This window comes from Bdellovibrio sp. HCB288, assembly GCF_047305935.1.
In the GTDB taxonomy this organism is placed as follows: Bacteria; Bdellovibrionota; Bdellovibrionia; order Bdellovibrionales; family Bdellovibrionaceae; genus Bdellovibrio.
The window spans coordinates 3521787-3546589 of the sequence record NZ_CP178619.1 but is presented as its reverse complement, the minus strand read 5'-3'; the positions used below and the strand labels follow the sequence as shown (position 1 = coordinate 3546589).

Annotated in this window: 27 protein-coding genes; 14 read left to right on the top strand and 13 right to left on the bottom strand. The window is 47.8% G+C overall.

Annotated elements, in window-relative coordinates:
* Positions 1 to 89: 89 nt before the first annotated feature.
* The 4 genes from ACLVWR_RS17380 (at position 90) to ACLVWR_RS17365 (ending at position 3902) form a co-directional block, all read left to right on the top strand.
* Entirely contained in the window at positions 90 to 599 is a 510-nt protein-coding gene (locus ACLVWR_RS17380; RefSeq protein ID WP_413574841.1) for a hypothetical protein, read from the top strand.
* The gene (locus tag ACLVWR_RS17375; RefSeq protein ID WP_413581857.1) at positions 596 to 1879 is read left to right on the top strand and encodes an NfeD family protein; all 1284 of its coding nucleotides are present in this window, start codon (positions 596 to 598) and stop codon (positions 1877 to 1879) included. Before ACLVWR_RS17380 ends, ACLVWR_RS17375 begins: the two co-directional genes overlap by 4 nt.
* Before the next feature lie 6 nt (positions 1880 to 1885).
* Complete coding sequence (locus ACLVWR_RS17370; RefSeq protein WP_413581856.1) at positions 1886 to 2635, top strand: slipin family protein; 750 nt, start codon at positions 1886 to 1888, stop codon at positions 2633 to 2635.
* Positions 2636 to 2735: 100 nt separating this feature from the next.
* On the top strand, positions 2736 to 3902 hold the full coding sequence (locus ACLVWR_RS17365; RefSeq protein WP_413581855.1) for a SpoIID/LytB domain-containing protein: 1167 nt from the start codon (positions 2736 to 2738) through the stop codon (positions 3900 to 3902).
* Here ACLVWR_RS17365 and ACLVWR_RS17360 read toward each other — a convergent pair.
* Positions 3899 to 4735 carry a substrate-binding periplasmic protein gene (locus ACLVWR_RS17360; RefSeq protein ID WP_413581854.1) on the bottom strand — a complete coding sequence of 279 codons (837 nt, stop codon included), beginning with the start codon at positions 4733 to 4735 and terminating at the stop codon, positions 3899 to 3901. The genes ACLVWR_RS17365 and ACLVWR_RS17360 overlap by 4 nt on opposite strands.
* Positions 4736 to 5159: 424 nt before the next feature.
* On the opposite strand from ACLVWR_RS17360, the gene ACLVWR_RS17355 reads away from it, so the two are divergent.
* The 4 genes from ACLVWR_RS17355 to ACLVWR_RS17340 all read left to right on the top strand — a co-directional run bounded on the left by ACLVWR_RS17355 (position 5160) and on the right by ACLVWR_RS17340 (position 9199).
* A complete protein-coding gene (locus ACLVWR_RS17355; RefSeq protein WP_413581853.1) occupies positions 5160 to 5945 on the top strand; it encodes a hypothetical protein in 786 nt (261 codons plus the stop codon).
* A 56-nt stretch (positions 5946 to 6001) separates the two neighbouring features.
* Positions 6002 to 6658 (top strand): hypothetical protein, encoded by a 657-nt coding sequence (locus ACLVWR_RS17350; RefSeq protein ID WP_413581852.1) that lies wholly within the window; start codon positions 6002 to 6004, stop codon positions 6656 to 6658.
* Positions 6659 to 6789: 131 nt separating this feature from the next.
* Positions 6790 to 7668, top strand: coding sequence for a site-specific tyrosine recombinase (locus ACLVWR_RS17345; RefSeq protein WP_413581851.1), 879 nt, complete (start codon positions 6790 to 6792; stop codon positions 7666 to 7668).
* 82 nt (positions 7669 to 7750) lie between these two features.
* Positions 7751 to 9199 carry an ATP-binding protein gene (locus ACLVWR_RS17340; protein WP_413581850.1) on the top strand — a complete coding sequence of 483 codons (1449 nt, stop codon included), beginning with the start codon at positions 7751 to 7753 and terminating at the stop codon, positions 9197 to 9199.
* Between the two features lie 179 nt (positions 9200 to 9378).
* On the opposite strand, the gene ACLVWR_RS17335 is transcribed toward ACLVWR_RS17340, so the two are convergent.
* From ACLVWR_RS17335 to ACLVWR_RS17320, 4 genes are all read right to left on the bottom strand, one after another.
* Positions 9379 to 9648: a hypothetical protein gene (locus tag ACLVWR_RS17335; protein WP_413581849.1), complete on the bottom strand. Its 270-nt coding sequence runs from the start codon at positions 9646 to 9648 to the stop codon at positions 9379 to 9381.
* A gap of 91 nt (positions 9649 to 9739) precedes the next feature.
* The gene (locus ACLVWR_RS17330) at positions 9740 to 10345 is read right to left on the bottom strand and encodes an HAD family hydrolase (RefSeq protein ID WP_413581848.1); all 606 of its coding nucleotides are present in this window, start codon (positions 10343 to 10345) and stop codon (positions 9740 to 9742) included.
* Between the two features lie 17 nt (positions 10346 to 10362).
* Positions 10363 to 10698: an FKBP-type peptidyl-prolyl cis-trans isomerase gene (locus ACLVWR_RS17325; protein WP_413581846.1), complete on the bottom strand. Its 336-nt coding sequence runs from the start codon at positions 10696 to 10698 to the stop codon at positions 10363 to 10365.
* A complete protein-coding gene (locus ACLVWR_RS17320; RefSeq protein ID WP_413581845.1) occupies positions 10699 to 11607 on the bottom strand; it encodes a hypothetical protein in 909 nt (302 codons plus the stop codon).
* Between the two features lie 70 nt (positions 11608 to 11677).
* Here ACLVWR_RS17320 and ACLVWR_RS17315 point away from each other — a divergent pair, with 70 nt between their 5' ends.
* A complete protein-coding gene (locus ACLVWR_RS17315) occupies positions 11678 to 12409 on the top strand; it encodes a hypothetical protein (RefSeq protein WP_413581844.1) in 732 nt (243 codons plus the stop codon).
* A gap of 6 nt (positions 12410 to 12415) precedes the next feature.
* Here the strand turns inward: ACLVWR_RS17315 and ACLVWR_RS17310 are convergent, their stop codons facing one another.
* A complete protein-coding gene (locus ACLVWR_RS17310) occupies positions 12416 to 12700 on the bottom strand; it encodes a DUF3817 domain-containing protein (RefSeq protein ID WP_413581843.1) in 285 nt (94 codons plus the stop codon).
* Between the two features lie 121 nt (positions 12701 to 12821).
* Here ACLVWR_RS17310 and ACLVWR_RS17305 point away from each other — a divergent pair, with 121 nt between their 5' ends.
* Positions 12822 to 13307, top strand: a complete 486-nt coding sequence (locus tag ACLVWR_RS17305) for a ribonuclease H family protein (protein ID WP_413581842.1) — start codon at positions 12822 to 12824, stop codon at positions 13305 to 13307.
* Positions 13297 to 13572, top strand: coding sequence for a YheU family protein (locus ACLVWR_RS17300; protein WP_413581841.1), 276 nt, complete (start codon positions 13297 to 13299; stop codon positions 13570 to 13572). Before ACLVWR_RS17305 ends, ACLVWR_RS17300 begins: the two co-directional genes overlap by 11 nt.
* 22 nt (positions 13573 to 13594) lie before the next feature.
* Here ACLVWR_RS17300 and ACLVWR_RS17295 read toward each other — a convergent pair whose 3' ends face one another.
* On the bottom strand, positions 13595 to 13888 hold the full coding sequence (locus ACLVWR_RS17295) for a hypothetical protein (protein ID WP_340597060.1): 294 nt from the start codon (positions 13886 to 13888) through the stop codon (positions 13595 to 13597).
* A 152-nt stretch (positions 13889 to 14040) separates the two neighbouring features.
* On the bottom strand, positions 14041 to 14550 hold the full coding sequence (locus ACLVWR_RS17290; RefSeq protein WP_413581840.1) for a hypothetical protein: 510 nt from the start codon (positions 14548 to 14550) through the stop codon (positions 14041 to 14043).
* Between the two features lie 192 nt (positions 14551 to 14742).
* Here ACLVWR_RS17290 and ACLVWR_RS17285 point away from each other — a divergent pair, with 192 nt between their 5' ends.
* Complete coding sequence (locus tag ACLVWR_RS17285) at positions 14743 to 15735, top strand: 3D domain-containing protein (RefSeq protein WP_413581839.1); 993 nt, start codon at positions 14743 to 14745, stop codon at positions 15733 to 15735.
* 7 nt (positions 15736 to 15742) lie between these two features.
* Here the strand turns inward: ACLVWR_RS17285 and ybaK are convergent, their stop codons facing one another.
* Both ybaK and ACLVWR_RS17275 read right to left on the bottom strand, forming a co-directional pair.
* Entirely contained in the window at positions 15743 to 16234 is a 492-nt protein-coding gene (ybaK, locus tag ACLVWR_RS17280; RefSeq protein ID WP_413581838.1) for a Cys-tRNA(Pro) deacylase, read from the bottom strand.
* Positions 16231 to 17970: a monovalent cation:proton antiporter-2 (CPA2) family protein gene (locus tag ACLVWR_RS17275; RefSeq protein WP_413581837.1), complete on the bottom strand. Its 1740-nt coding sequence runs from the start codon at positions 17968 to 17970 to the stop codon at positions 16231 to 16233. Before ACLVWR_RS17275 ends, ybaK begins: the two co-directional genes overlap by 4 nt.
* Positions 17971 to 18240: 270 nt before the next feature.
* Here ACLVWR_RS17275 and ACLVWR_RS17270 point away from each other — a divergent pair, with 270 nt between their 5' ends.
* Positions 18241 to 19050: a S1 family peptidase gene (locus tag ACLVWR_RS17270; protein ID WP_413581836.1), complete on the top strand. Its 810-nt coding sequence runs from the start codon at positions 18241 to 18243 to the stop codon at positions 19048 to 19050.
* Positions 19051 to 19172: 122 nt separating this feature from the next.
* Positions 19173 to 22820 (top strand): efflux RND transporter permease subunit, encoded by a 3648-nt coding sequence (locus tag ACLVWR_RS17265; RefSeq protein ID WP_413581835.1) that lies wholly within the window; start codon positions 19173 to 19175, stop codon positions 22818 to 22820.
* A gap of 9 nt (positions 22821 to 22829) precedes the next feature.
* Here the strand turns inward: ACLVWR_RS17265 and ACLVWR_RS17260 are convergent, their stop codons facing one another.
* From ACLVWR_RS17260 to ACLVWR_RS17250, 3 genes are read right to left on the bottom strand one after another with little or no spacing between them, the layout of a single operon-like run.
* Positions 22830 to 23729 carry a serine protease spb1 gene (locus ACLVWR_RS17260; RefSeq protein ID WP_413581834.1) on the bottom strand — a complete coding sequence of 300 codons (900 nt, stop codon included), beginning with the start codon at positions 23727 to 23729 and terminating at the stop codon, positions 22830 to 22832.
* Complete coding sequence (locus ACLVWR_RS17255; protein WP_413581833.1) at positions 23726 to 24169, bottom strand: FixH family protein; 444 nt, start codon at positions 24167 to 24169, stop codon at positions 23726 to 23728. The genes ACLVWR_RS17260 and ACLVWR_RS17255 overlap by 4 nt, the downstream gene beginning before the upstream one ends.
* On the bottom strand, positions 24170 to 24724 hold the full coding sequence (locus tag ACLVWR_RS17250) for a thioredoxin-like domain-containing protein (protein WP_413581832.1): 555 nt from the start codon (positions 24722 to 24724) through the stop codon (positions 24170 to 24172).
* Between the last annotated feature and the right edge of the window lie 79 nt (positions 24725 to 24803).

The following is a 24803-nucleotide window of genomic DNA, read 5'->3' as shown; positions in this document are numbered from 1 at the left end:
TTCTCTTGCTAGGAATCAAAGCACACAAAGCAGCGCATTAAGAGCGGTTTTTATAGTCTAGAAACTAGGGGCGGAGTAAGCTCCCTTGCATGAAGGACTACATTCAGTATTTAGAAGAAGTTTTAGGACTGCAAAAGGTTATGCTTGGTGACATGCCTGCGGCTTTGGCTGAGGGCGAAGTTGCCGCAAAAACGCAGTTCTTCACTCAAGACGGTGCTTACACACCGGGTGAGATGGTTCATCGTGAACTGGTATTTCTAAATATTCTGACTCAAGCCAAAGAAAGCTTCTTCCGTCCTGAAGTGCGTGATCTTTTCGATAAAATGAAATCCGCGATGAAGATTCGCAATATTCAAGTTTTGGAAATGGACTGCACGGTCGAGAACCGCTCACTATTACCTTCGGAGCTTGCGAAGTTTTGCGAAAGCAAAGTTGTTGTGGTCTTTAGCTCATTCCCCAAAGATCTGGGCGAGATGATTTTCAAAGGCCCTGGTAAATGGATTGAAACCTACAGCCCGGCTTATTTGCTGGAAGACGGGGCGGCTAAGAAAGTCGTCTGGAACGATCTTCAAAAAGTCATGAAGGAGTTAAGTCTGTGAACTCACTCTTTGTCTCTGTACTTCTGTTAATGATGTTGGGGACAAATGTGTCCCAGGCTGCGACTTGCACACTGGCTGTTACCGTAAACGACGCTATCACGGCTTCCACCACAGACTATCTTGAACGCGCAGAAAAGCGCGCCGTCGAAAACGGCTGTGAATCTATTTTCGTAAGAGTGAATACTCCCGGTGGAAGTTTACAAAGCACCAGACGTATTGTCGAGCGCATGCTCGCTTCAAAAATTCCCTATCTATGTTTAATTACTCCGCAAGGGGGCCACGCTGGCAGTGCCGGCGCGATCATCCTGCAAGCTTGTCATGTGAATGGGGGAGTTAAAGCCACCAATGTGGGCGCAGCAACTCCGATCTTAGGCACAGGCGAAAAGATGCCCGATGATCTTCGCAACAAGATGATCAACGATACCGTGAGCTGGCTTGAAGGCGTCACAAAACTTCGTGGTCGTGATTTAAAATTTTCCAAAGACATTGTGACCGATGCAAAGTCCTACAGCTCTACCGAAGCGGTGGAAATGAAGGCACTGGATATTTTGGCTGAAGACGAAGCGGACTTTCTGAAAAAATCCGAAGGCCGAAAAGTTCTGATCGCAGGTAACGAGACCATCGAAGTTAAAGTGGGCGATTTGCGTGAGTTTTCACCAGATACTCGCTATCGCATCCTGAGCTTTATTGCAGACCCTGAATTTGCATATCTGCTTTTCATGGGAAGTCTGGGACTTCTATATGTGGAGCTGACTCACCCAGGTTTGGTCGCGCCTGGCGTGATCGGCGGCATTGGCCTAGTGTTTTCGCTGATCGCTTTCCACAAGCTGGAAGTCGTGTGGGGCGGACTGGCCTTGATCCTTTTGGGAATTGGCTTTCTTATTGCTGAAATTTTCATTCCAAGTTTTGGCATACTGGGAATCGGCGGATTGGTTTCACTTTTCGTCGGTAGCGTCTTTTTGTTTGATAAAGCGACGGGGTACTCATTGCCGTATTCAATTATTCTGCCGGTAGTACTTGCCATAGGCGCGGTCTTCTTTGGGATTGGTTATCTCGCCCTCAAAACTTTGCGTCTGAAATCCAAAGACTCTGATGCGGATTTAAAAGAGTCCCTGGGCGTCGTAGTCAGCGTCGATCCAACTGGTCACAAAGGACAAATTGCGATTATGGGTGAAACCTGGAACTTCGTTTCCGAGGACTCACTTAATATTGCCGAACACGTCGCAGTGACGGATCGCCAAGGTTTAACTTTAAATGTGAAGAAATATAACAAGGAGTAAGAGTACATGGAATTTATGATAATTTTACTAGTGGTTGCAGGTATCATCCTAAGCGCCATGGTGAAAATTTTGAATGAGTGGGATCGCGGTGTGATTCTGCGTTTGGGTAAAGCCGTTGGCGTTCGTGGTCCCGGTTTGATTATTTTGATCCCGTTCATCGAACGCATGATCAAAGTTGATACTCGTACGATTGCGATGGATGTGAAACCTCAGGACGTTATCACGAAAGACAACGTGTCCATGCAAGTTAACGCTGTGGTGTACTTCAAAGTGGTTTCGCCAATGGAAGCAATCACAAAAATTGAAGACTTCTACTTTGCAACCAGCCAATTGGCGCAAACGACACTTCGATCTGTGATGGGACAATATCCATTGGACGACGTGCTTGAACACCGTGATAAAATCAACGGCGCGCTTCAGGGAATTCTGGATAAGCATACAGAGTCCTGGGGTATCAAAGTGACGATGGTTGAAGTAAAACAAATCGACCTTCCAAAAGAAATGCAAAGAGCCATGGCTCGTGAGGCGGAGGCCGAGCGTGAACGTCGTGCTAAAGTCATCAGCGCGGACGGTGAAGTTCAGCGTTCCGAGAAGCTTGCGGCCGCGTCGCAAATGCTGGCAAGTTCCCCATCGGCTCTTCAACTGGCTTATTTGCAGACTTTGACAGAGGTTGCTGGCGATAAGACCAACACCATCATCTTCCCATTGCCACTGGATATGGTTAGACCGTTCCTGAACGCGGCAAACGAAAACTAGACTTTCATCCTTCGGGGTTTGTTTGGTTTAATAGAAGAACTGCTGAAAGAGGCCCAAGGATCTGGGCCTCTTTTTTTAATCTCTAGGACGGAGACAAGTTTTGAGAATCTTCTGGGCAATCACCTGCTTCTTAGTTGTACTTACGCTCGCGATTTCTGATGTTCAGGCTCAAACCAAAAAATTCGATAATGAATTAGTGCGCGTTCGCATTCTGACTAATAACAAAAAAGTTCAAGTCGCCGGCCAAAGTCTTCGTTTTCAAATTCTTTCACAGCCCTATCGAGCGGTGGCGATTCCTGAAAGTGGAGCTGCAGAAGTTCGTGTGATGAAAAAGAACGGCAAGCATATCTGGGCTTTGCGTTTAAACAATCGCGACAACGAACATCTTTTCAAAGAAAAGTATCTGATGATCCAAGGTGAAAATCTGCGCGTGGGCGGGCAGAGCTTGCCTTCACGAGTGCTATTGGCAAAAGGGCCCGGCGACCAAGTGGACGTTGTGGGTGTATTGCCGCTGGATGAATATATCGCAGGCGTGCTGGCTTCGGAAATGCCGATCAGTTGGCCCTTGGAGACTTTAAAAGCTCAAGCCGTGGCAGCAAGATCTTATGCGCTGGCGGTGATGGCAGAGCGTGAAGATAAAGCCTATCATCTGGAAAGCTCAGTGCTTGATCAAGTATTCCGCCATATCGCTGGCGATGAATCTGATCCGAAGCTTAGCAAGGCTTTGCAAGCCGTTCGTGAAACTGCTGGTATCAAGCTCTATGATGGCAGTCAGAATATTCTAAAAGCCTACTATCATGCCGATTGTGGCGGGCATACGACTTTGGCAAAGAATGTCTGGAGTGGGGGAGTTAACAGTGGCGTCGCGGTCGACAACTCTTGTCCCACGAATCCAAAAGCCAACTGGTCTGTGTCCTTTTCCCGGGCCGAGATCGCTGAAAAGCTAAAGCTTCCCTCTCTTACGCAAATCACTTTGGATCGCGTGAATGGTGATACTCGCATTCGCGGTGTTCGCGTCGCTTTCAATGAAACTGAAAGCAAATACATCCCAGCCAATGAGTTTCGTCAGGCTTTAGGCTTTACAGAACTAAGAAGCACTTTGTTTGATCTTAAACAGCATGAAAATGAATTTGTTTTTTCGGGTCGTGGCTTTGGTCACGGTGTGGGACTTTGTCAGTGGGGCAGTCGCGCTCTGGGACTTAAAGGAAAGAATTTCGCACAGATTCTAAAGCACTACTATCCGGCAGCAAGACTCGCTCAGAATTAATCCGTATATTCTTTTGTTGGAAGCACAGGCGTTCGCTCGAAGGCCTGCATTTTCGGCTGAAACGAAAAAATCTGAACGCGCTTTTGCCCCTTCATGCCCACCCAGTCTTCCAGAATGTCATTGTAGCCGTTAGAGGCTTTTAACATCGCCAATCCCAGCTCAAACTTTTTAATCAGCTCTTTGGATTCCTTATGGGATTTGGAAAAGTGCACGTAGATCGGCTCTTCAGACATTTCCAGCACGATTTGAAACTGGTTTTTGAATTCAGGATTGTTCTTTAGATAGTAGTAGTAAACGTACTCATCAATCGCCGCAAAAGAAACCCGGTTGGATTTAAGCATCATCAGGGAAGTCAGGTCGCTGGAGGTGAAAACCTTATTGATGCTTTGGTTTTCATCGAATTCTTTTCCGAATGGAAATTCAGCAGGAAGGGCGACAGAGTTGCCTTCAAGATCTTTGACTTTAGCAGGCTTCTTTTTGGCGGTGATGGTGTTGGCGACAACCAGACCCTTGCTTTTGAATAAGGGCTCTTTGGGGAAGATGACTTTCTCATCAAGTTCTTTGGAGCGGGCCGAGTTAAAACAGGCGACATATTTACCTGTTTGAGTTTGCGCGATACAGCGGGTGTAAGGAACTTGGACCAATTCGATTTTCTCGCCCACGTTTTTAAAGGCCGAGCGGACTATATCTACGGACATACCAACGGGATGGTCGCCTTTTTTAAAAGCAAAAGGGGGCCAGGCATCTTCTACAAGGATTTTAATCGGTTTTGAGTGCGCAGAAATAGACGCAATAAGAATGAAGAGAGCTAAAAGGACAAATACCGATTTCATGTCTGTTATTTAACAGGCAGGGGATAGGGGTACAGCTTACTTATATGTAATAGAACTAAAAACCCATGAATACTCGGGCAGCAAACATAAATACAGCACCGAGAATCAAAACATTTGTTGCGGAGACAGTCATTTCGCGTCCTTTTTGAATTGTGATACATCCCATTTCGGTAATGTTAGGAAAAATCTTAAATGTTATTTTTGCGTCTAACTAATGTGCATGTCTTATTTTTAGAAAAAGTGCCCTTTTTGCGCTCCCCCCTTGGTGGTTAGTCACTGAAAGGGTGTTTGTTTCATATTGAGAAACAGCATAAATCCCAAGTTAAATTAGATAATTACAAGGCCTTCAGGATCTTGGCACAGGCATAGCAATACCCAACATCGAGGGCTCACCTTTGAAAACGAGCCCTTGAAAGAGGATGATATGAACAACAAATTCAACGCTCCAATGATGATCTTGGCGACTGCGGTGGCACTTATGGGTGTCGGTTGTGGAAATAACAAGATGGTCGTCGCAGGTTCCAATCAAGTTGTGAACTCATCCGGCAACGAAACAGGATATATTCCAACTTCACCAGATGGCAGCACGGGTACTGACACAGGTACAGGCTCTACTGCTTATTCAAATGAGGCGACATTCACTCCAGTGAATATGAATGAGTTGAATGCATACGTTGGAACTCGCCCATTGAATGATCCTCAAAATATCAAAATCAAAATTCAACTAGCTCAAGTTGAAAGCACAGGGCGTTTTGCCGGCTCCGTATCTTTGTCTTACACAGACACGGGCATGCTTTACACAGGAACATTCTCTGCGGGTTCAGGCAGAAATGCGGAATATAAGGGTTTAAAAGACAACAATGCTTTGGAAGCGACTTATAATACTTGGTTCAAAATCAATGGCAGCTCTGTGTTCACGGGTTTCTTCCAGGATCAATGGGGCGGTGTTGTGTTGGTTATCGATAAGTTGACTACTCAGGGTGATATCTCTGGTGGTGGCGGTATGGTTGCTTCCGGTTCTTTGTACTACAAGAACTTTGCCCAATCCTACGCAACTCAGTCTCCGTACAGATTCTGCTGGTTCATCTATGACGGTCCTTACAACTGCCGCGCGGATTCAGTGATCAACAAATCATCCCTGACTCCAGGTAACGGCTATAAAAAGCTTGGTACTTTCACTGGAATCTCTTACACGGCGGCTTTCCAGTAATTGATTGAATTGAAATAGAATTGAATTTTAGAAGTTAAATAAATCGAGGAGTAACTATGGAAAACTATGAATATAGAAAGCTGAGCTTTCCGGGAATGATCCTGCGTTTGGCAGGTGCATTGGCGGTGACAGCTTTGATGACAGCTTGCCCAGGTAAAAATGATGGTCCAAACGGTAACAGTTGGGTCACAGCAGCCAACTTCGTAAGTCCCACTCAAATGGGATCCGTACAAGGTGTGAACCCAATGAACTCAGTTTCATTGGCCTTGAATGTGATCGTTGAGAGCGGTGCTGCAACTTACAATGGCACTTATCAAAATGGATATTACCCGTCGAACTATAACACCGGTTATTATCCAAACGGCACTGTTCCTGGTTACTCCAATATTGGTACGAACCTGAACCTTTACACAGGCCCCGTGGCTTTCCAAGGGACAATGACGGTTGGTACTAACTGGTATGATCTTTATGGTTCCGGTTGTCAGGTTGCACCGGGCACTTACACGGTAGAGACTGCAACTCGCGGTAACATGGCGAATGCGGGTATGATGTCGACAGTGGTGCTTGTGGCAAATCCCGGTAACATCGTGATGGAAATCAACGGCGGAATGATCAATGGCAACCGTTTGGTGGCTCTTCCTCCAGGTGGTATCCACGTAGCTCAAGTAAACGGCGCTGTTTGCAGCCCGGTGTTTGGCGGATCTTTTAACTAAGACGCTCCTTCAGATGACTTAAAATTGAAAACCGTCCGGTGCTGACCTCGCAGCAATGGGCGGTTTTTTTATTTTGTTTTAGTGACATAATATTTCTTGCGCTCCGTCTAAAGTCTGGTTCTAATATTCTTATGGAACTACCTCTTTGGATCGACTTCTTTGATGAACTGCAAAACGTACGTGGACGTTCCCAAAATACGGTGATGGCATATCGCCGTGACCTGGAACTCTATATCGAATATCGCAAAACCCATAATAACGTGACTGGCTTCTACGAATTTATGAAGAAGCAAAAGCTTTCCACGCGCTCTCAAGCCCGTGTGATCTCTTCCTTGCGCACGTACTTCAAGTTTTGTGAGACCCGTGGCCACAACAGCCCGGAGTTGCGCGAGCTAAGACCACCAAAGGTGAAGGTCGGCTTACCGAAGGTTTTGACTCCCCAGGAGTTCCAGCAGCTGTTTGATGCGGCTGAGGTGAATGATCCGGTGAAAACCGCGCGCAATCAGCTGACGCTGTTATTCCTTTATGGTTTGGGCTGTCGTGTTTCCGAGTTGATTTCTCTTAATGTGACGGATTTTAATCAAACAGACCGTTGGATCAAAGTTCTTGGCAAGGGCAGTAAGGAGCGCTTGGTTCCTTTGACTGAAAAACTGGCTGAAACATTGACTCAATATCTGCGCGAGCATCGCTCAGTTCTGATGAAAGACAACACTCCATCAATCCTGATCAATGACCGCGGTCATCGTCCTTCCCGTGTTGACGTGTGGAGATGGCTTGCCAGCTGGTCGACGCGTGCAGGGTTCGCTGAACCGGTAAATCCACATCGCTTCCGTCATGGCTGTGCCACGGCTTTGTTGGAAAGTGGCGCGGACCTGCGTTCGATTCAAATGTTGTTGGGTCATGCAAGCATTCAGACCACCCAGATTTATACGAATGTGACGACGAACACGATGACTCGCACGATCGAGGAACACCATCCACTGTCGCAAATGGCGGAAGTGGAAAAATAGTCCGGACCTCGGTTTTAAAATTTCTGATTTCTAAAAAAGCCCACACTGGTTGTGGGCTTTTTCTTTGCTGGCAATGTCTGCCATGAAATTAAAATCACTTATTCGCGAAAATGATGTCCTCGTTCCTGTCGAGGTGGAGATCAACTTTACTCCGGGCCTGCCGCAAATCCAGTTTCTGGGTTTACCAGATCAGGGCATTCGGGAAAGTATTCACAGAATCAAAAGTGCGATTCGCGCGCAAAGTTTTGAGTTCCCCAAATCTCAGCAGGTGTTGGTTAATCTGCGCCCCAATCATTTGAAAAAATCCTCCCGCGGCCTGGAGCTCGCCGTGGCCATGGGGATTTTGTGGGAGTCAGAGCAAATTCCCAAGCCCGAAGATACCGTGATGGTCTACGGGGAGTTGGGACTTTTAGGAGAAGTTTACGAGCCCGGGGATCTGACCACGGATTTTGAGCCTGACGGAAAAGTCTTAGTATGGACAGGGCAGACACAAAATACTCCGGCGGTTTTTGATCGATACGAGCTTGGTTGTTTGCAGGATATTCGAGAGCCGGTGGAGATCGAAGCGGTTCCGCGCGAATACGAGGTGCGAAGACCTGTGGCAGATTTGCAACTTCGCTTTCCGGAACGGCAGGCAAGGCTTTTGGAAGTGATTGCGCTGGGCGAACACTCGGTGCTTTTGGCAGGGCCGGCGGGTTCAGGCAAAAGCACCATCGCGCGCACTCTTTCGGCCTTGTTGGCGGCTCCCACTCAGGAAGACATGCACACAATTTCAAAAAATAATCGGGGCGGCAGCGAGGCCCCTCTTCGCTGGCGTCCCGTGGTTCATCCCCATCATTCGACCACCGCTCTTGGGTTGATTGGTGGGGGTGTGCCCCCTTTCAAGGGCGAGATCACCCGGGCTCACAAGGGCATCATGATTCTGGATGAGCTGCTGGAATTCAACGTGCGTGCGCAGGAAGCTTTGCGCGAACCCATGGAGGAATCCATGATCCGCATTCGCCGCAGTCGCTACATTGAGGAGTTTCCGGCGGAGTCATTGATGATTGCGACGACAAACCTTTGCCCGTGCGGAGATTGGGTGCCGAAATCGAAAGTCGTCTGCGGCAGATCGCTTAAAAAATGTCAGTCCTATATGGAGCGCTTGTCGGGTCCGTTGGTGGATCGGTTTCATATTACGTTTTTCACCAAAAAACGCGAGGACGGGGACGCCGTATCCGGAGAAGAAATCCTGGAAAAGTTGGAGGCCAGTCGCCGCTTTCGCGCGAACCTGTCAGTTCAGGATGCGCGCTTTAAGAAGCTCGCCAATCGCTGGAGTTTTGAGGAATTGGTTTTGGATCTGCCCAGCTTTTACATGAAGGAACTCTTCCCTAAAGAGATCTCCAGCCGCCGTCGCGAGCTCGCGACGCTGCGAGTCGCCAGAACCCTGGCCGACCTCGAGCAAGTCGAAAAGCTTCAACCGCGCCACGTGGAAAGTGCCTTAAAAATGACTTTTGATCCGGTTGAAGCCCTAAAGAGATTGGGATGTTAGGAATAGATTGACTAAAAACAGGGATTTCAATAGATTGGGTCTTCGCGTTTACTCAGAGGTGGGTTGGCCGAGAAGCTAGGCACGGCTCTGCAAAAGCCGCTAGAGCGGGGCGGTACCGCTATCCACCTCCAATTTTAAAAACCGCCTTTCCAGGCGGTTTTTTTATTTCAGATTACAATCTATTGATGCTCTTTGATCGAACCGTCGGAATCTTTCATATCACGAGTTCCTTGCGGTGCTTTTAGAGATTCGTCAATACGAGGATCTGAAGTGGCGCGACGGTCTCGATTGATTTCCTGAGAGCTGGATGAACGGGTGGGTTTGGTGCCGAATTGATCATCGTGCTCGTAAGTTGGATCGCCGGGTTTCACTTCTGTTGAAGTCCGCGGAGCTGCAAAGGTCGTGATTGAGCCCAAAACAAACAAGCTGGCAAGTATAAGTGTTTTCATAAGACCTCCTTCACAAAGACATCGTAGCAATCTTTGGAAGGAGAGGACATTGGATGTTGTTGGAATACATAGACCAGCCCGAAGGCAGGTCCTATCGTGTGTGGATCAGGTTGTACTCTTCGTTGACCTTTAAGCAATTCATACCTGCAGAGTGAGCTGCTTGAATTCCCAAGACCGCATCTTCAAAAACCAGACAGTCCGTCGGCGTGACTTTCATCTGATCGGCGGCCATTAAGAAACAATCCGGAGCCGGCTTTCCTTGGCTATAGTCTTCAGCACAAACCAAGAGTTCAAAATAAGGCTGAAGGTTCAGTTGATTCATTGTCAATTCAACGATCTTTCGGCGGCTGCCGGTCACGATCGCCATCGGTAATTTACCGTGATAGTGCTCAATCACATTCATCACTGATTTGATGGTGTTGACTTCGTGCAGGCCCTCCAGGTAGTGCACTTCTTTTTCTTTCAGGAATTGCTCGGGATTGATGGAAGACTTATGCAGTTCGTTCATCATCTCCACGATGCGATGAGTGGGGCGGCCCGCCCAGGACATGTGCTGTTCGCGGCTCATGGAAAGGTCGTATTTCGCGAGCGCCTTGTTCCAGGCATTTAGGTGTGCTGGCATCGTGTCTGCCACCGTGCCGTCAAAATCAAACAACAAAGCTTTAAATTCTTGCGCGGGAAAAAACTGTTTCAACATGACTGCAGTCTAGCACATTATTCGCGAGGGCGCGACTCTAATAGTTCCACCTCGAAGGTCAAATCCGAGTGAGGTGGGATCTTGCCCATGGTCCGCTCGCCATAGGCCAAGACCGCGGGAATTTGAATTGTCCGTTTGCCGCCGACTTTCATGCCCAAGACTCCCAGGCTCATGCCTTGGATGACTTTTTTTGAGCCCACCACAAATTCAAAAGGACGTCCGTGATTTAAGGAAGAGTCAAATACCGTGCCATCACTCAGGGTTCCAGTGTAGTGAATGAAAATCAGGGCGCCCTTGCTGGCGATTTCGCCATGGCCGAGGGTGTGATCTGTTATTTTAACTTGCGCATCCATTTAGAACCTCAAATACAAGTGAAAGTTGACGCCGGGATTGCGGGTGAAGGTGTGTTCCTGAGCGAAATCGATGTTGGGTTGAACCTGATAATCCAGAATGTTTTCGTAGAGCACCTGCACGAAGGCCACCGACAGATTGTAAGAGTACAGTTGGTAGTTGGGACGATTTTTTGAAGTAAAGAAAATATTGTAGGAGAGACTTTCCGATTTGGTGAACCATTGTCCCAGGGCCACACCGTTGGTGACGGTATAAAGATGATCGCGATCGATGTAATCGCCTTCGTTGATAAAAGTCAGATTGAAATGTCGGCTCAGGTAAAAGTTGAAGTTCAGCGCTTGAAATGTCCCGGTGCCTTTTTCTGCGTCTGCATAAAACTGCAATTTGGGATTGATGTGATAGTCGCTGGCTCTTTCGGCGATACTTTCAAAGGTCAGCGTGTGAGAAAAGCTGGGTGTCGCAGTAAAATTGATACGCGGCTGAAAAGATGTTCTTACGTTTCCCAATTGTCGAAAAAAACCAAAAGTCGCGCCGGGGTTTCTTTCTCTGGGAGTATTACGTACGTAATTCTGAGCCACGCCCCTTTCAGAGGTTTCGTCATAGGAGGTGAATGTTACTTGCCAGTATTCTTCAAGATTGGGTAAGCGAAAGTTGAAATCCAGGTTGAGGTCATTTCTTAAGCTGTCGTAGGAATTGATGTAGGCGCCTACTTCGATCACTGCTGTCGTCTTATTTTTGTCGCTGGAATAGTTTTGACCAGCCAGAAACAAATCCAAACCCGTGGCGAAACTGTCCAGCCAGCTTGAGATATTAACATTTCCCTGGATGAGGTCCGCTTCCAAATCGGATTCTGGGGGAGGCTTCGGGGCCGCTGTGCTGATGGATGCAAATAACATTACAAGCAGAGCCAAAAGGCAACGCTGTGTTTTGTTAGTGTATAAAGATAATGATTTTTCAAGCATCAACCATTAGGCTCCAAGTATGGCTTATTTTAATCGCACACTTTCCATTCTGTCTCTGAGTATCTTGCTCGTTTGTGCAGAATTTGCTTTCGCCTACGTGCCTCAGCGCGGGAATGTGATGATGTATTTGGGCCCGTACACTTACAAGACGGAGTATAACGGTACTTTGTCGGACTTAAAGCAGGACACAGGGGGCATATCGCTGATCGCATCTGGAGATGTCAGTGACCATGGTGCCTTGGAAATGGCCGCGATTTACATGCATAAATACTATTTCCGCGATGAGGCCAATGGGCGAAGCCTCGCGCAAAGAACGCAAACCATGCACATCACGGTCGCCTATCGTCGCTACTGGGCACCTTCATTTGCGACCTCTTTGGGCATCTATACGAATTACCCGATGGGTAATATCAATACTATTCACAATGATTTTGCCGATTCGGAAAATGTAAAAACGTCGGCCTCAAAACCGTCGGAAACGGGCATCGATCTGGCACTGCAGGGTGAGGTGTGGCAATCAGGATTGTGGGCGGTGATGGCTGAGGCCCGATATTCCTATGCTTTGACCTATGAGCCGAACGAGTATTCAAATCAATATGGATTGTTTCTGGGAGTGCGCTACTTTATTCAAAGTCGGGTTGAGAAACCAAAGACTCTGATCGAGGCGGAAAAAGAAAAGCCGCCAGAAATTAAAACTCCGCAGGAGCGGAAAAAGGAAAAGGCTGCTCCCGTAAAATCGAGCAGCCCTTAAACAAAACTACGCTTTTTTAGCGTCCAGGTATTTTCTTTCGAACCAGAATGTTCCAAACGGCAGAACTGCTGCAAAGAATGCCTGAATGCGCATTTTTCGTGACCAATTCAATTCACTCGCCAAAAAATTAGCGAAAAGCACATAACCGATGAACAGGAAACCATGGATCGGACCCATGGCTTTCACCACTGCGGGATTGCCTGCCATGTACTTAATGGGCATTGCGATGAAAAGAAGAGTCAGGAAAGAAAGACCTTCGAGCCAACCTAAAACTTTAAAAGCTTGAACCATAATTCACCTCGTTTCTAAGCAGATGGATAGCGTGAACCCGGGATTCGCGCACTGAAAATCTTTGCGTTAATTATGCAACAAATTACTGCGCTTCGGGAAACTTTGTGGAAAGCTTTGGAGTATGTATCGCATCTGGCAGTTCTTACGACGTATTTTTTCTGGAAATGTTTTTGAAATCTACACGGATGGCAGTTTTAAGCATGGCAAAGGTGCCTGGGCGTATGTGGTGTCGCGCAAGGGTGTTATCGTTTGTGAAGGCTTTGCCGCACAAAAGAAAACTTCCAGCAACCGAATGGAGTTTCAAGCTGCCATTGAAGCCATAAAATCCCTGCCCGCAAACAGTCGCGGTGTTCTTTACACCGACTCACGAGTGATGCTGGAAGCTGTTGAAAAAAGTGAACGCTGGGCCAGCAATGGCTGGGTGAAAAATCAAGGGCAGCCTATTCCGGAAGTGGATCTGATTCAGGAGCTTCATACTCTGGGACAGGCGCATCAGATTGAGTTGCGCTGGGTTAAGGCGCACTCTGGCGTCGAGTTTAACGAAAGATGTGACGAACTTTGTATTCGTGCTAGAACCAAGTCCGGAGATCTTAAAGATGGATATTGATTACGATCAGCAAAACGAAGAAGCAAAGCCACCAGTGGCAATTCCAGTGGAGCAGCTCAGCGCCGAGATCCTGGATGCCGTGATTGAGTCTTTTATATTGCGTGAAGGAACTGATTACGGACTGGTGGAAATTTCACTCGAGAAAAAGAAAGAGCAGATCCATCGTCAGCTTAAGAAAAACGAAATTCGTATCGTTTATGATTTCAATACTGAATCGGTGACAATGATGGCCGATCGCGATTGGAAAAAGCTGCCGAAGTCCTAAACTTCGGCAGAGTTTTTTTGCACTATTGGCAGTTTACGTTCATCCATGCGTTCACGAAAAAGAACGGAGGATTCGCATAAACAAAAGCCGTGCGGTATTGAAACGGTCCCACCCAGTCAGCAAACCAGGAATTAACAATCATACCATTTTGCAACTGACCCACAGCCTGACCTTGGCAGTAAACTGTGAAACCTGTTGGATTGTACATTGTGATTGCAGCTTGATAACCATTCAGCTGGTAATTGAATGCTGGAACCCACGCTTGCGCGGAAGCGGAAATAAACAAAGAGGCCATAGCAGCCATCAAGAAACGCATAACGATCCCTTCAATGAAAAGTTATAATTTAGAAGGGGTAAATCGCGAAAAGACGCTTCAATCAATAAAATTGCACGAATCCTTGGCAATTGAACTCTAAACGCGATTTATTTGTAAACGGGCCACTAAATGGCGCAGCGCGCACCTGTAAATTAGAAAAGGTCCTTCAGGAGCATCGGCCCGTACGTTAACCAGATGTAAAAACCAAAGCAGTTAAATACGAATGCCATCACCAGTCTCGTTCGTGTCAGTTGCGATAGGGGCATCTCCTTGCCCAATACCCGAAATCCCAGAAGCATTGAATAGAGATTGCATACCACTGGAATCAGCACGCATCCCAGGACGGCATTGATGAGGCATCTTTTTGCCATATCCTGGCTCTCTTGCAGGTTCTGGTTTTTCAGCAGCAAAGTTTCGTCTTGCTCTGCGATTTTCTCGGCCTGGGAATCTTCCAGTTGCTCCAAGGATGAGGAGGCCGCCAAAAATTCATTTTCGGGAATTTCAATGATTAATTTTCCTAAAAACGTTTCCAGGTGAGGGGCTACAGAGCGGGTCATCTCGTCGCGCAGACGGGGATGGAAGCCCTGGGCGACTAAGAAGGATTTTACCACCTGGGCTTCAGAGAAATTGGCCACTTCAGTTAGAAAAACGTATGTACTCATGGGGATATGCTAACCATAGAAGCGGGAACTGTCTAATTTATTAACAGTTTTGATGGGTAGATTGCTGGCATGATAGGGGCAAAAAGTACCAATTTACGGCACGGCATTTCCAATGTTTGCAGAGTAAAAAAAGTCGTCGCGATACTGAATATTGTCTGTTAGGTTGGGCCTCGGTTTTCTTCTGGAGGGTGCATGCAAACAAAGCGTTTTTTCACATTCACAATCGTTTTGGCGACGATGGCTCTTACAGCTTGTGGCAACGCAGATCAATTTGCAGCTTATAACTCCCTGGATTCTGATAATGGCCATGTGACTCTTCAAGATCAACGTGTGCATGATATCGATTCCGATGGATGGCAGACCACGTTGCCGGTGCAGCCTGCAACAGTTGGCAGTCCTGAAGAATTCCCTGCGCCAGCATCAGCTCCCGAGTCCGAAGAGGATGGGACTTTGCCCGTTCAGCCAGCAACTGTGGATCCCAAAGCCGTTCCTTCTCACGGGACTGTGAGTGCTGAGCAAATTGAAAAAGATCGTCCCGCAGGCAAAGACATCGTGGGCACTTCGAAACTTAAACCGACAGTTTATTACTTCCCGATTTTCGACACCGAGAAAACAACCTGCCCGGACAGTCAAAAGGTCACACTTTACGGTCAAGGCGGTAAAACCTTGATTCGTGTTTGTAAAAAGATTTCTGATGCCTGCGGATTGCAGGGTTCTTGTTCTATCAAGAAAAATGGCAAAATCCGTTTGCTGAATATTTTGGCTCGTATCAAAGGTCAGAATCGTTATTTTGAAATCGATCGTGAAGAGTGCAAGTATGGATACGGCGTTCGCACCGTGTGTCTGGATCCTTTCCACACATTGGCAGCCGACCTGTCCATTTATAAATTGGGCGAGGTGATTTACGTTCCTTCCGTCATCGGTTTGATTTTGCCAGACGGTACTTTGCATGATGGTTACTTCATCATCCGCGACAAGGGAGCCGGTATCATGGGTCGTGGTCGTTTTGATTTTTACTCAGGCTTTATGCCTTGGTATGACAAAACGAATCCATTCAATAAGATTGGTCTTGCTGATAAAAACACCGAGGTTCCATATATTCGTGTGACAGGGGCCAAGGCCAAGGAAATCCAAGTTCGTCGCAACTATCCAAGTATCCCTAAAGACAACATGCCCTTGCAGTAGGGCTGTCCTATCCCGGAATGCCCACTTGAACTAAAGTGGGCGAAAGAATTCGCAGGACTTCCTTGGGGGACATCCCCACCAAAAATCCTCGTTTCCCCCCATTGATATAGATTTTATCCAATTGCAGAATCGTTTCTTCCAGGTAAACGGGCATTTTCTTTTTCGTTCCAAACGGAGAAGTGCCACCCACCTGGTAACCAGAATGACGATCGGCCACTTCTGGTTTGCAGGGATTGATACTTTTGACTCCCAACGTGCGCGCCAAATTCTTGGTGGAGACTTGCATATCTCCATGCATAAGAACAACCAGTGGTTCTTTGTTTTCGTTTTCCATGATCAAAGTTTTAATGACGGCGTGCTCAGGCACGCCCATCTCTTTGGACGAATGGGCTGTGCCGCCTTTTTCAAGATAAGCAAACAGGTGGTAAGTCAGTTCGACTCCGTGCTTTTCAAGCTCGCGTAAAGCCAGGGTCATTGGAGGTTTGGTGTCCTGACTCATAATTTGGGCTCCTGGGATTTATCGGTATCAGAAGAATCAATATAGGTTTGTCTTTGATCCTCACGCAGAACCTCAGCCAATTGCTGCATGCCTTGGCGGGAGATATCCAAAAACTGTTTTTGATCATTCCGATATTTGTATTGGTTGGCCAGCATCAGTTCATCATGGGTGTGGAAGCGTTCGATGATGGAGCGTGCGCGATCCGCCGGATAACCCAGATCGACCAGCAGTTCGCGACTCAGCAGCAGACTTGACTCAAAAGTTTCGCGGCGGATGTGCTTCAGATCAACCCCTAGATCCATCAGGTCAAACACATGGGCACGGTTGCGGGCGCGGGCATAAACCTTCAAATGAGGGTGGTGTTCGCGCGCGAGCTCCACGATGTGCTTGGATGTTTCCACGTCGTCGACGGCCACGATCAGATATTTGGCGGCTTTGGCGCCGGCGGCATCCAGGATCTCCTGACGGGAGGCATCGCCATAGTAAACTTTATGACTGAATCTTCTTAGCAGATCAATTTGATCGGGATCATGATCGATCGCCGTAAAGCCGATATCCTGGGCTCTTAAGATACGGCCAAAAATTTGTCCAACGCGACCGAAGCCTGCGATGATGATTTCATTTTCAACGCCCTCAAAGTTGTCCCAGGCTTTTGCTGGCTTGCGCGTGGCCAGCCATGACTCGATTTTGGAATTCACGACAATCATAAAAGGACTCAGGATCATTGAAAGGGTGACGATCACCGTGAGCAATTCGGAAATTTCACCGCTGATCACTTGCGAAGTTTGTCCCACACCGAAGATCACGAAGGCGAACTCACCCCCTTGAGCCAGATAGGCGGCCATGTTGCGGGAGCTGGCACTGTTAAGTTTAAGAGCTCGGCCCACGCCGTATAGCAAGCCTGCTTTAACTGCCATATACACGAAGGTGGCAGCGATAATAAAAATCGGATTCTTCAGGATGAGATGAATATTGACCGACATGCCCACAGAGATAAAGAACAGACCCATCAACAAACCTTTGAAAGGTTCAAGGTCCGCCTCAAGTTCGTGGCGATACTCAGATTCAGACAACAGCACACCAGCCAGGAAGGCGCCCAGGGCCATGGAAATCCCCATGTGCTCCATCAAATAGGCGACACCCACCACAATAGTCAAGGTCACACCGGTGAACAGTTCGCGACTGCGCAGGGCGGCCACTTGTCGCAGAAATCGTCCCATTAAGGTGTAGTTGAAAATCAAAAGACCTAAAAATATTCCCGTGACACCCAGCCAGTTGACCTCCGTAGGAGTGGCTGCCTGCACCAGGCCGAGTGTTGGAATGATGGCCAACGCCGGAATGGCCGTCACGTCTTGCATCAAAAGAATCGCAAACGAAGAGCGGCCGAATTCGGTGTTAAGAACTTTCTTTTCAGCCATTGCCTGAATGGCGAAAGCCGTGGAGGAAAGACTCAGGGCAAAGCCCGCGACCCAGGCGCTGTTCCAGGAAGCCCCTTGCGTTTTCACCAACACACCCAGAGCCAGGGTGCAGGTCAGGATTTGCAATCCACCGAAGCTGAGCAAAGTCTTCTTCATTGCCAGGAGTTTCTTGGGTTGCAGTTCCAAGCCGATCAGAAAAAGAAGAAAGACCACGCCGAACTCAGAGAGGTGTTTCACGGATTCAACATCCGTGATCAACCCCGCTGTTTGGGGGCCAATTAGAATGCCGGCGGCAAGGTAGCCCAGAATGCTTCCCAAGCCTAATTTTTGGAAAATGGGTACAAGAAGTACTGATGAGCAAAGGAAAGCAAGAACTTGTAGTAAATAGGAGTGTTCGACCATTTAAAAATCGTAACAAGGGGTGCTTCAGACGCCAAGGTAAATAATTTACGGTGCCCTTTGTGATTTATTTGCAGGGCGCTGTCCCGATTTAAAGACTGTCCCGATTAGGAAAATTTCATTTTGGCTTTTATCGAGAGCGGTGTAGAACCCACCCCGAGTTCAATATTGTTTAAGGGAGTTTTCCAAATGAAATCTGTTAATTTACTTATCAAAGGTCTTCTTGTTACAGCAGCACTTACTGCCTGCGCACCAGCAAATCAAAACGGGACAGTTGTCGCAGACGGCAACTCACAAGTCATCGGTGGGGACGTGGTTAAGCCGGGTTCTCGTGTTATCCGTTCGACGGTGGGTCTTTATGATGCAAAGGCCGGTGCATTGTGCTCTGGTACATTGATCGCTGAAAATATCGTATTAACGGCAGCACATTGCGTGGCTGGTGATCCAAAAGCTTTGCAAGTTCACTTCAATAACGAAATGAAAAAATCCACACCAGAACAAATCCGCAAAGTGGACGCTGGCTTCGTGAATACAGATTACGATCCACAACGTAAAGAAAACACCGCAGACATTGCTCTTCTTCGCTTTAGAGGCGGTTTGCCTTTGGGTTACGGCCCGGCAAAAAGATTGAAAAATTCCGGTGCCTTGGTTGAAGGCATCACTGTGCGTATCGCAGGTTATGGCTTGAACCGTTCATGGGTTATTAAATCCGGCGCAGGCACTTTAAGAACAACTGAACTTGTAGTTGCAGATCCACATTTCTCCGCGACAGAAGCTATGTTGAAGCAGTCTTTAAAACGTGGCGCATGTTCTGGTGATTCTGGTGGTCCGGCCTACTTGGATATTGGTGGTGAGTTGCACCTGTGGGGTGTTTTGAGTCGTGGAGATGCTTTGCCAACGCGTCTGACTCCTGATTGCTTTATGTTGTCAGTTTACACTCGTGCAGACGTCTATGCGAAATGGATTGATGACGGCATGGCGCTACTAAGAGCTCAATAAGGACTCTTTAGTAAATGAGTGTTTAAATCTGAAGGGGAGGTCCAATGGATCTCCCTTTTTGTTTGTTAAAACACCGGATGTCCCCTCATCCAAGATTCCTATAGAATCGGGGGGAGGTCTGTATGCGCATTTCCGACGTATCCATTCGCAATGCTGTTTTCTCCTGGATGCTGTTTGCGGCATTCATCATTTTTGGTTTCATTTCCTTCATGCGCCTGGGTGTCAGTCAGTTGCCCGATGTGGATTTTCCCGTCGTGAATGTGTCTTTGACTCTTTTGGGGGCAGCTCCTGAGATCATGGAAACTTCGGTCGTGGATCCGGTCGAGGATGCCTTGTCTTCCGTTGAGGGTGTGACCAGGATCAGTTCAGTCAGTAAAACCGGGATCGCCAATATCACCATTGAATTCGAATTGGACCGAAATATTGATGTGGCCCTGCAGGAAGTGCAAACCAAGGTGGCTCAGGCGCAGCGACTCATGCCTGAAAATGTTGATCCACCGATTATCACCAAAACCAACCCCGATGATCAGCCGATTCTATGGCTGGCATTAATGTACGACAAAAATGATCCGTATTTTCTGATGACCTACGCCAAAGACTATCTGAAGGACCGCTTCACGATGGTTTCCGGTGTGGGGGATATTATACTGGGTGGCTACACGGATCCCGCCATGCGGATCTGGGTGAATGCAGATAAGCTTAAGAAAAATGTGATCTCTGTGGGCGACGTGATGGAATCCATCTATGCCCAGCATACGGAAGTGCCCGGTGGTTTTATTCAAAATCCCAAAAATGCCTTCAATGTCAGAACACTGGGGGAGTTCAAGGACGCCAAAGGTTTTGACGACATGATCATCAATCGCCGCGCAGGCATGGTGATTCAGGATCCCTACAATACCATTCGCTTAAAGGACATCGGTCATGCCGAGGAATCCCTGGCGGAAGTGTACCGCATCTCACGTTTTGATGGGGTGATGGCTTTGGGGTTGGGGATAAAAAAGCAAATCGGCTCCAATGCTGTGGCCGTGGCCAACGCGGTAAAGCAACAGATGGTGGATATTCAAAAAACACTGCCTGAAGGTATGAAGCTCGGAGTGAATTTTGATTCCTCCCGCTATATCGAACAAAGTATCCAAGAGATGATCAAACATCTGGTGCTGGCAGTGATCCTGACCTCTTTGGTGTGCTGGATTTTTTTGGGAAGCTTTACCGCGACATTGAACGTGTTACTGGCGATTCCCACCTCCATCATGGGGGCCTTTATTGGTTTGTATTTCTTTGGCTTCACTCTGAATACTTTCACTTTGCTGGGATTAACTCTGGCGATCGGGATCGTGGTGGATGATGCCATCATGGTGCTTGAGAATATATTCAGGTACAACGAGCGGGGATTGCGGCCCATAGAGTCTGCCATCATCGGCGCCCGGGAAATCACCTTTGCAGCCTTGGCGGCAAGTATTGCGATCATCGCGATCTTTTTGCCGGTGGCCTTTATGAAAGGTGTTATTGGGAAATTCTTTTTACAGTACGGTATTACAATTTCTCTCGCCGTGTTGCTGTCGCTGTTGGAGTCTTTGACGATAACACCCATGCGTTGCTCATCTTTCGTGCACACCGGGCATCGTTCCACACGAATTGGAAAAGCATTCGATGTCTTTATGGATAAATGGCGTGAATTTTACGGCAAATCATTGAATTGGGTTCTGTCATTTCGTTGGACGGTGTTGTTTGCATCCGTGGCTTTCGTGGGTGTCTCATTTATCACTGTCATGGGGCTGAACCGGGAAATGACACCGATCCAGGATCAGAGTTTGTTCATCATGCGCTTGTTTCTGCCCATTGGTACATCTTTGGCGACATCGGATCAAAAAGCGCGGGAAATTGAGAAGTGGATGCGCTCACAAAGTGAAGTCAAACATCTCTATGCCAGTGTGGGGGGATTGGGTTCAGGCGGCGGGAGTGATGCCAACACCGGGATGATGTTTGTGACTTTGAAAGACAAGGGTGAGCGGGGTGTGAACAAAAAAATAGGTCATGAATTGTCGCAGCAGGAGTTCATGAATTTTGCGCGTAAAGAACTGACTCAGAATGTGCAAGGAGTTCAGGTGTTCATGATGGATCCATCAAGCCGGGGATTTTCCACCGGTAAAGGATATCCGATAGAATTCATTTTGCAGGGACCTGACTGGGCGAAGCTTGAGGAAATCAATAACAAGTTCAAAGAAGATATGAAGCAATCCGGAATGATGGTGGATGTCGATTCAGATTATCTTGCCGGAATGCCGGAAATTCAAGTGACTCCGGCGCGGGATAAGGCGGCTCTTCGCGGGGTCAGTGCGGAAGATATCGGTGTGACAGTTCAGGCGATGATTGGTGGAGTTAAAAATGGTCAGTACACCAAGGGCGGGCATCGCTATGATGTCTACGTCCAATTGGAAAAGGCCAAGGACCCGCGCACTGAATTTAATAAACTTCTGATTGCCAATGATCGCAATAATCTGGTTCCGCTTTCACAAGTGGCACAGATTGAACAAAAAGCCAGTCTGCAACAAGTGACCCGGGTGAATCGTCAGCGCGCTATCACGATTTATGCAAATTTGACGTCAGGGGCTTCCCAGCAAAAAGCCCTGGACTTTATTTTTAACAAAGCCAAGGATCTGCCCGAGGGATATTTCATTGATCAATCGGGGGCCGCAAAAACCTTTCGCGAATCCTTTGATAGTTTGATATTCGCTCTTGCCCTGGGCGTTTTAGTGGCCTACATGGTGTTGGCAAGTCAGTTTAATTCCTTCATGGATCCTGTGACAATTCTGATGGCGCTACCATTCAGTATCTCCGGGGCATTCTTTGCGCTGTATCTGACGGGGCAATCCATCAATATGTACTCCATGATCGGTATTCTGCTGTTGATGGGGATTGTGAAGAAGAACTCCATTTTGTTAATTGATTTCACCAATGCTGTTCGTTCCCGAAAAGAAAATACGACGGCGGATTCAGCTTTGAAAGAAGCCTGTCCAATTCGTCTGCGCCCGATCATTATGACCAGTGCCGCGACGATCACCGCGGCCTTGCCGTCAGCATTGGCGACCGGGGCCGGTTCAGAAACCTTTAAACCCATGGCGATCACCCTGATTGGCGGGGTGATGGTTTCAACGCTTTTAACTTTGTATGTAGTGCCTGTGGTGTACTCGTTGTTGGATCGCTTTCGCAAACGGGACACAAGGCAAAAAGATGTTCGTATGGCATTTCAAAATGTCGGAGCCGCGGTTTCGATCAACGAAAACGGCCAGCCAGTGATGAGTGATGGAGAAGGTCTGCAGGATGATGCAGGTATCAAGACTGAAATTTCCACGGAACCTGAGGAGCAAGGATTAAGGCACTGGGAGGAGGAGGACGATATGGAGAAGGAACATCGGGAAAAAAGAAGCTTTTTTGGATTCTTAAAAAGAAAGTATAAAAAACCAGCGGGACCCAAACCGATTTTTAGCTCGCCGTCGCCGGGCGTTCGCCGGTCCATGGGCGAAGACACAGAGAAGGCTGCGGAGCAGAGAATTGCCGAAGAAACCACCCGGATGGAAAGCCGTCATCTGCGATCAGAAGATATTGAACCTGATTTTGATCGCAACATGCCGCATGTGCAGGATGAACCGGGTGAGCAGGCCGAGAAAAATCTGGTGCGCGACGAACGCGAACGCCATCGCGAAGAAGAACGTGTGCACAGAATGCGAGAGCATGATCGGCGCATGCGTGGTCTTGATCGCGATCACTGAGGTACGGACTTACCTCTGCCAGCGCGTCTGATAACTGATGGTGATGGTTTTTGAAAGACTCGTGTTTTCGGGTGAGCCAAACAAGGTCTGATCTGCATAGGACAATGTCCAGGCACTTTCCATGCTTAGCATGTAATTGGCCATCGTAGTCCATGTGATATTTTTTTGCGAAGATCCTCTGGAGGATTGGGCGCCGGAAGTTTCAATGGCGTCCTCATACATGCCTGTAAAACCAGATCCCATTCGCCAGTCACCTTTGTTCCAGCCGCCGCCAATGCTCCAACTGTGCCCCATATTGGGTGTTGCTGTGATGGTGCCGCCATTAGCGGGACTGGAAAATTCCCGGGCAAAGGATTTGTGAATCTCAACGCCAGCGTTGGCATCCCAACGACCGAAAACTTTAACTAAAGCGACGCCACCACCCACGGTGAAAAAACCTCTGCCTCTGGAGTCTGAAGCCAGGGTGTTGGTGGCATCATAAATAGAGGGCGAGGTGGGAACCACAAGTTGCAAAAAGGTCAGACCTTTTGGTTTCCAGAGGGAATAAGACTTTTCAGGAAATGTTTCGTGGCCCAGGGTAAGGGAAATATCGCCAAGTCCAGTGCTGGTTTCATTTGCGATAGAGCGGGAAATCACGGGCACTGAAAACCCAGTTTGCCAGGTATCTGAAATAAGAGTCGCCGCTTCGATTTTGAAGGTCTGACTGTGATTTTCATCAGCGCGTTTTATCCATTTCTGATTGGGTAGAACGTCATCGGTAACTTGACCGTAACTGAGTGAACTGGTCAGTTGAGTTTTCTCATCCCCCATGATCAGTGCGGGAAATGCAAATCCACCGCCACAGCAGCTCGCAGCCAGACTCTGTGTGCCGGCTCCCAGAAGCAAGAGTGCAAGAAGGAATGACTTCATAACAACAAACTCACCGTGGCTTGATCGATCACTGTGCTGCCGTTTTTCAAATAAATGCGAACTTCCCAGTCACCCGGCATAATGAAATAAACCCTGCGAACACGGTAAACACCAGTTTCAATTTTCTCGATAGTGACCGGAGAGGATCCGTGCCCCATGGAAGGCATCCACAAAATAGCACTTAATGTGTCTTCAGGATCCACCAGGGTGCCGCCGCTCACAGTATCAGATTTATTCCAGAACTTCAGAATGAATTCGGATTCAGCGGGTGACTGAGGACCGAGGGTCCATTCAAGTTTCGCGCAAAGATTTGCAAGAGAAAGTTGCAAAGCGCACTCTTCGTCGGGATTTGATTGTGCGCTTTCATTGAGCTTTGGATCAATATAATCCGGTCGCGCACATGCGGATAAGGCCAGAAGTAACAGAACCAGGAATTTCATTTACGCGTCCTCGCGCGAAATGTAGCAACCCACGGCGCGGCCTTCTTTTAAGCGAACCTCTTTGCCGGATTCAATGTCTTCGAGGGCGTCTTTTAGAAAGTGTTTTTTTGCTGAAGGTCCCACGTTGCTGTCCGTGACGCCGCCTTGATACAAAACTTTGCCGTCAGGGGAGAGCAGGTAGGCGTGCGGAGTTTTCAAAGCACCAAAATCATTGGCAAGGCGGGATTTTGAATCCTGGATAACTGGAAACGGCAAAGCCGCCGTAGTGAAGTGGCTTTTGGTCATTTCAGCATTTTCATCTGTGTTGGAATGAACCCCCACAAAGTTGAAATCCTTGTACCGTGTGGACAATTCCTTAAGCAAAGCCTCGTGACTTGCAGAACAAGGGCATTTTGCAGAAAGAAAAACGACGACTGTGCCGTTATTGGCAGATTTTGTTTCCAGATGCAGAAACTTGCTGGACAGCACATCGGTTCCATCAACAGAATTGAACTGCTTTGCGGCCCAGAGATTCAATGAGGTCGTCAATATAAACAGGCTGATTAATAGTTTCATATGACGCTTCTAACACAGGTAGTTTGCCGCGACCAGACGACAAATTGTTGCACCCATATTTTTGACGCACATTGCTTGC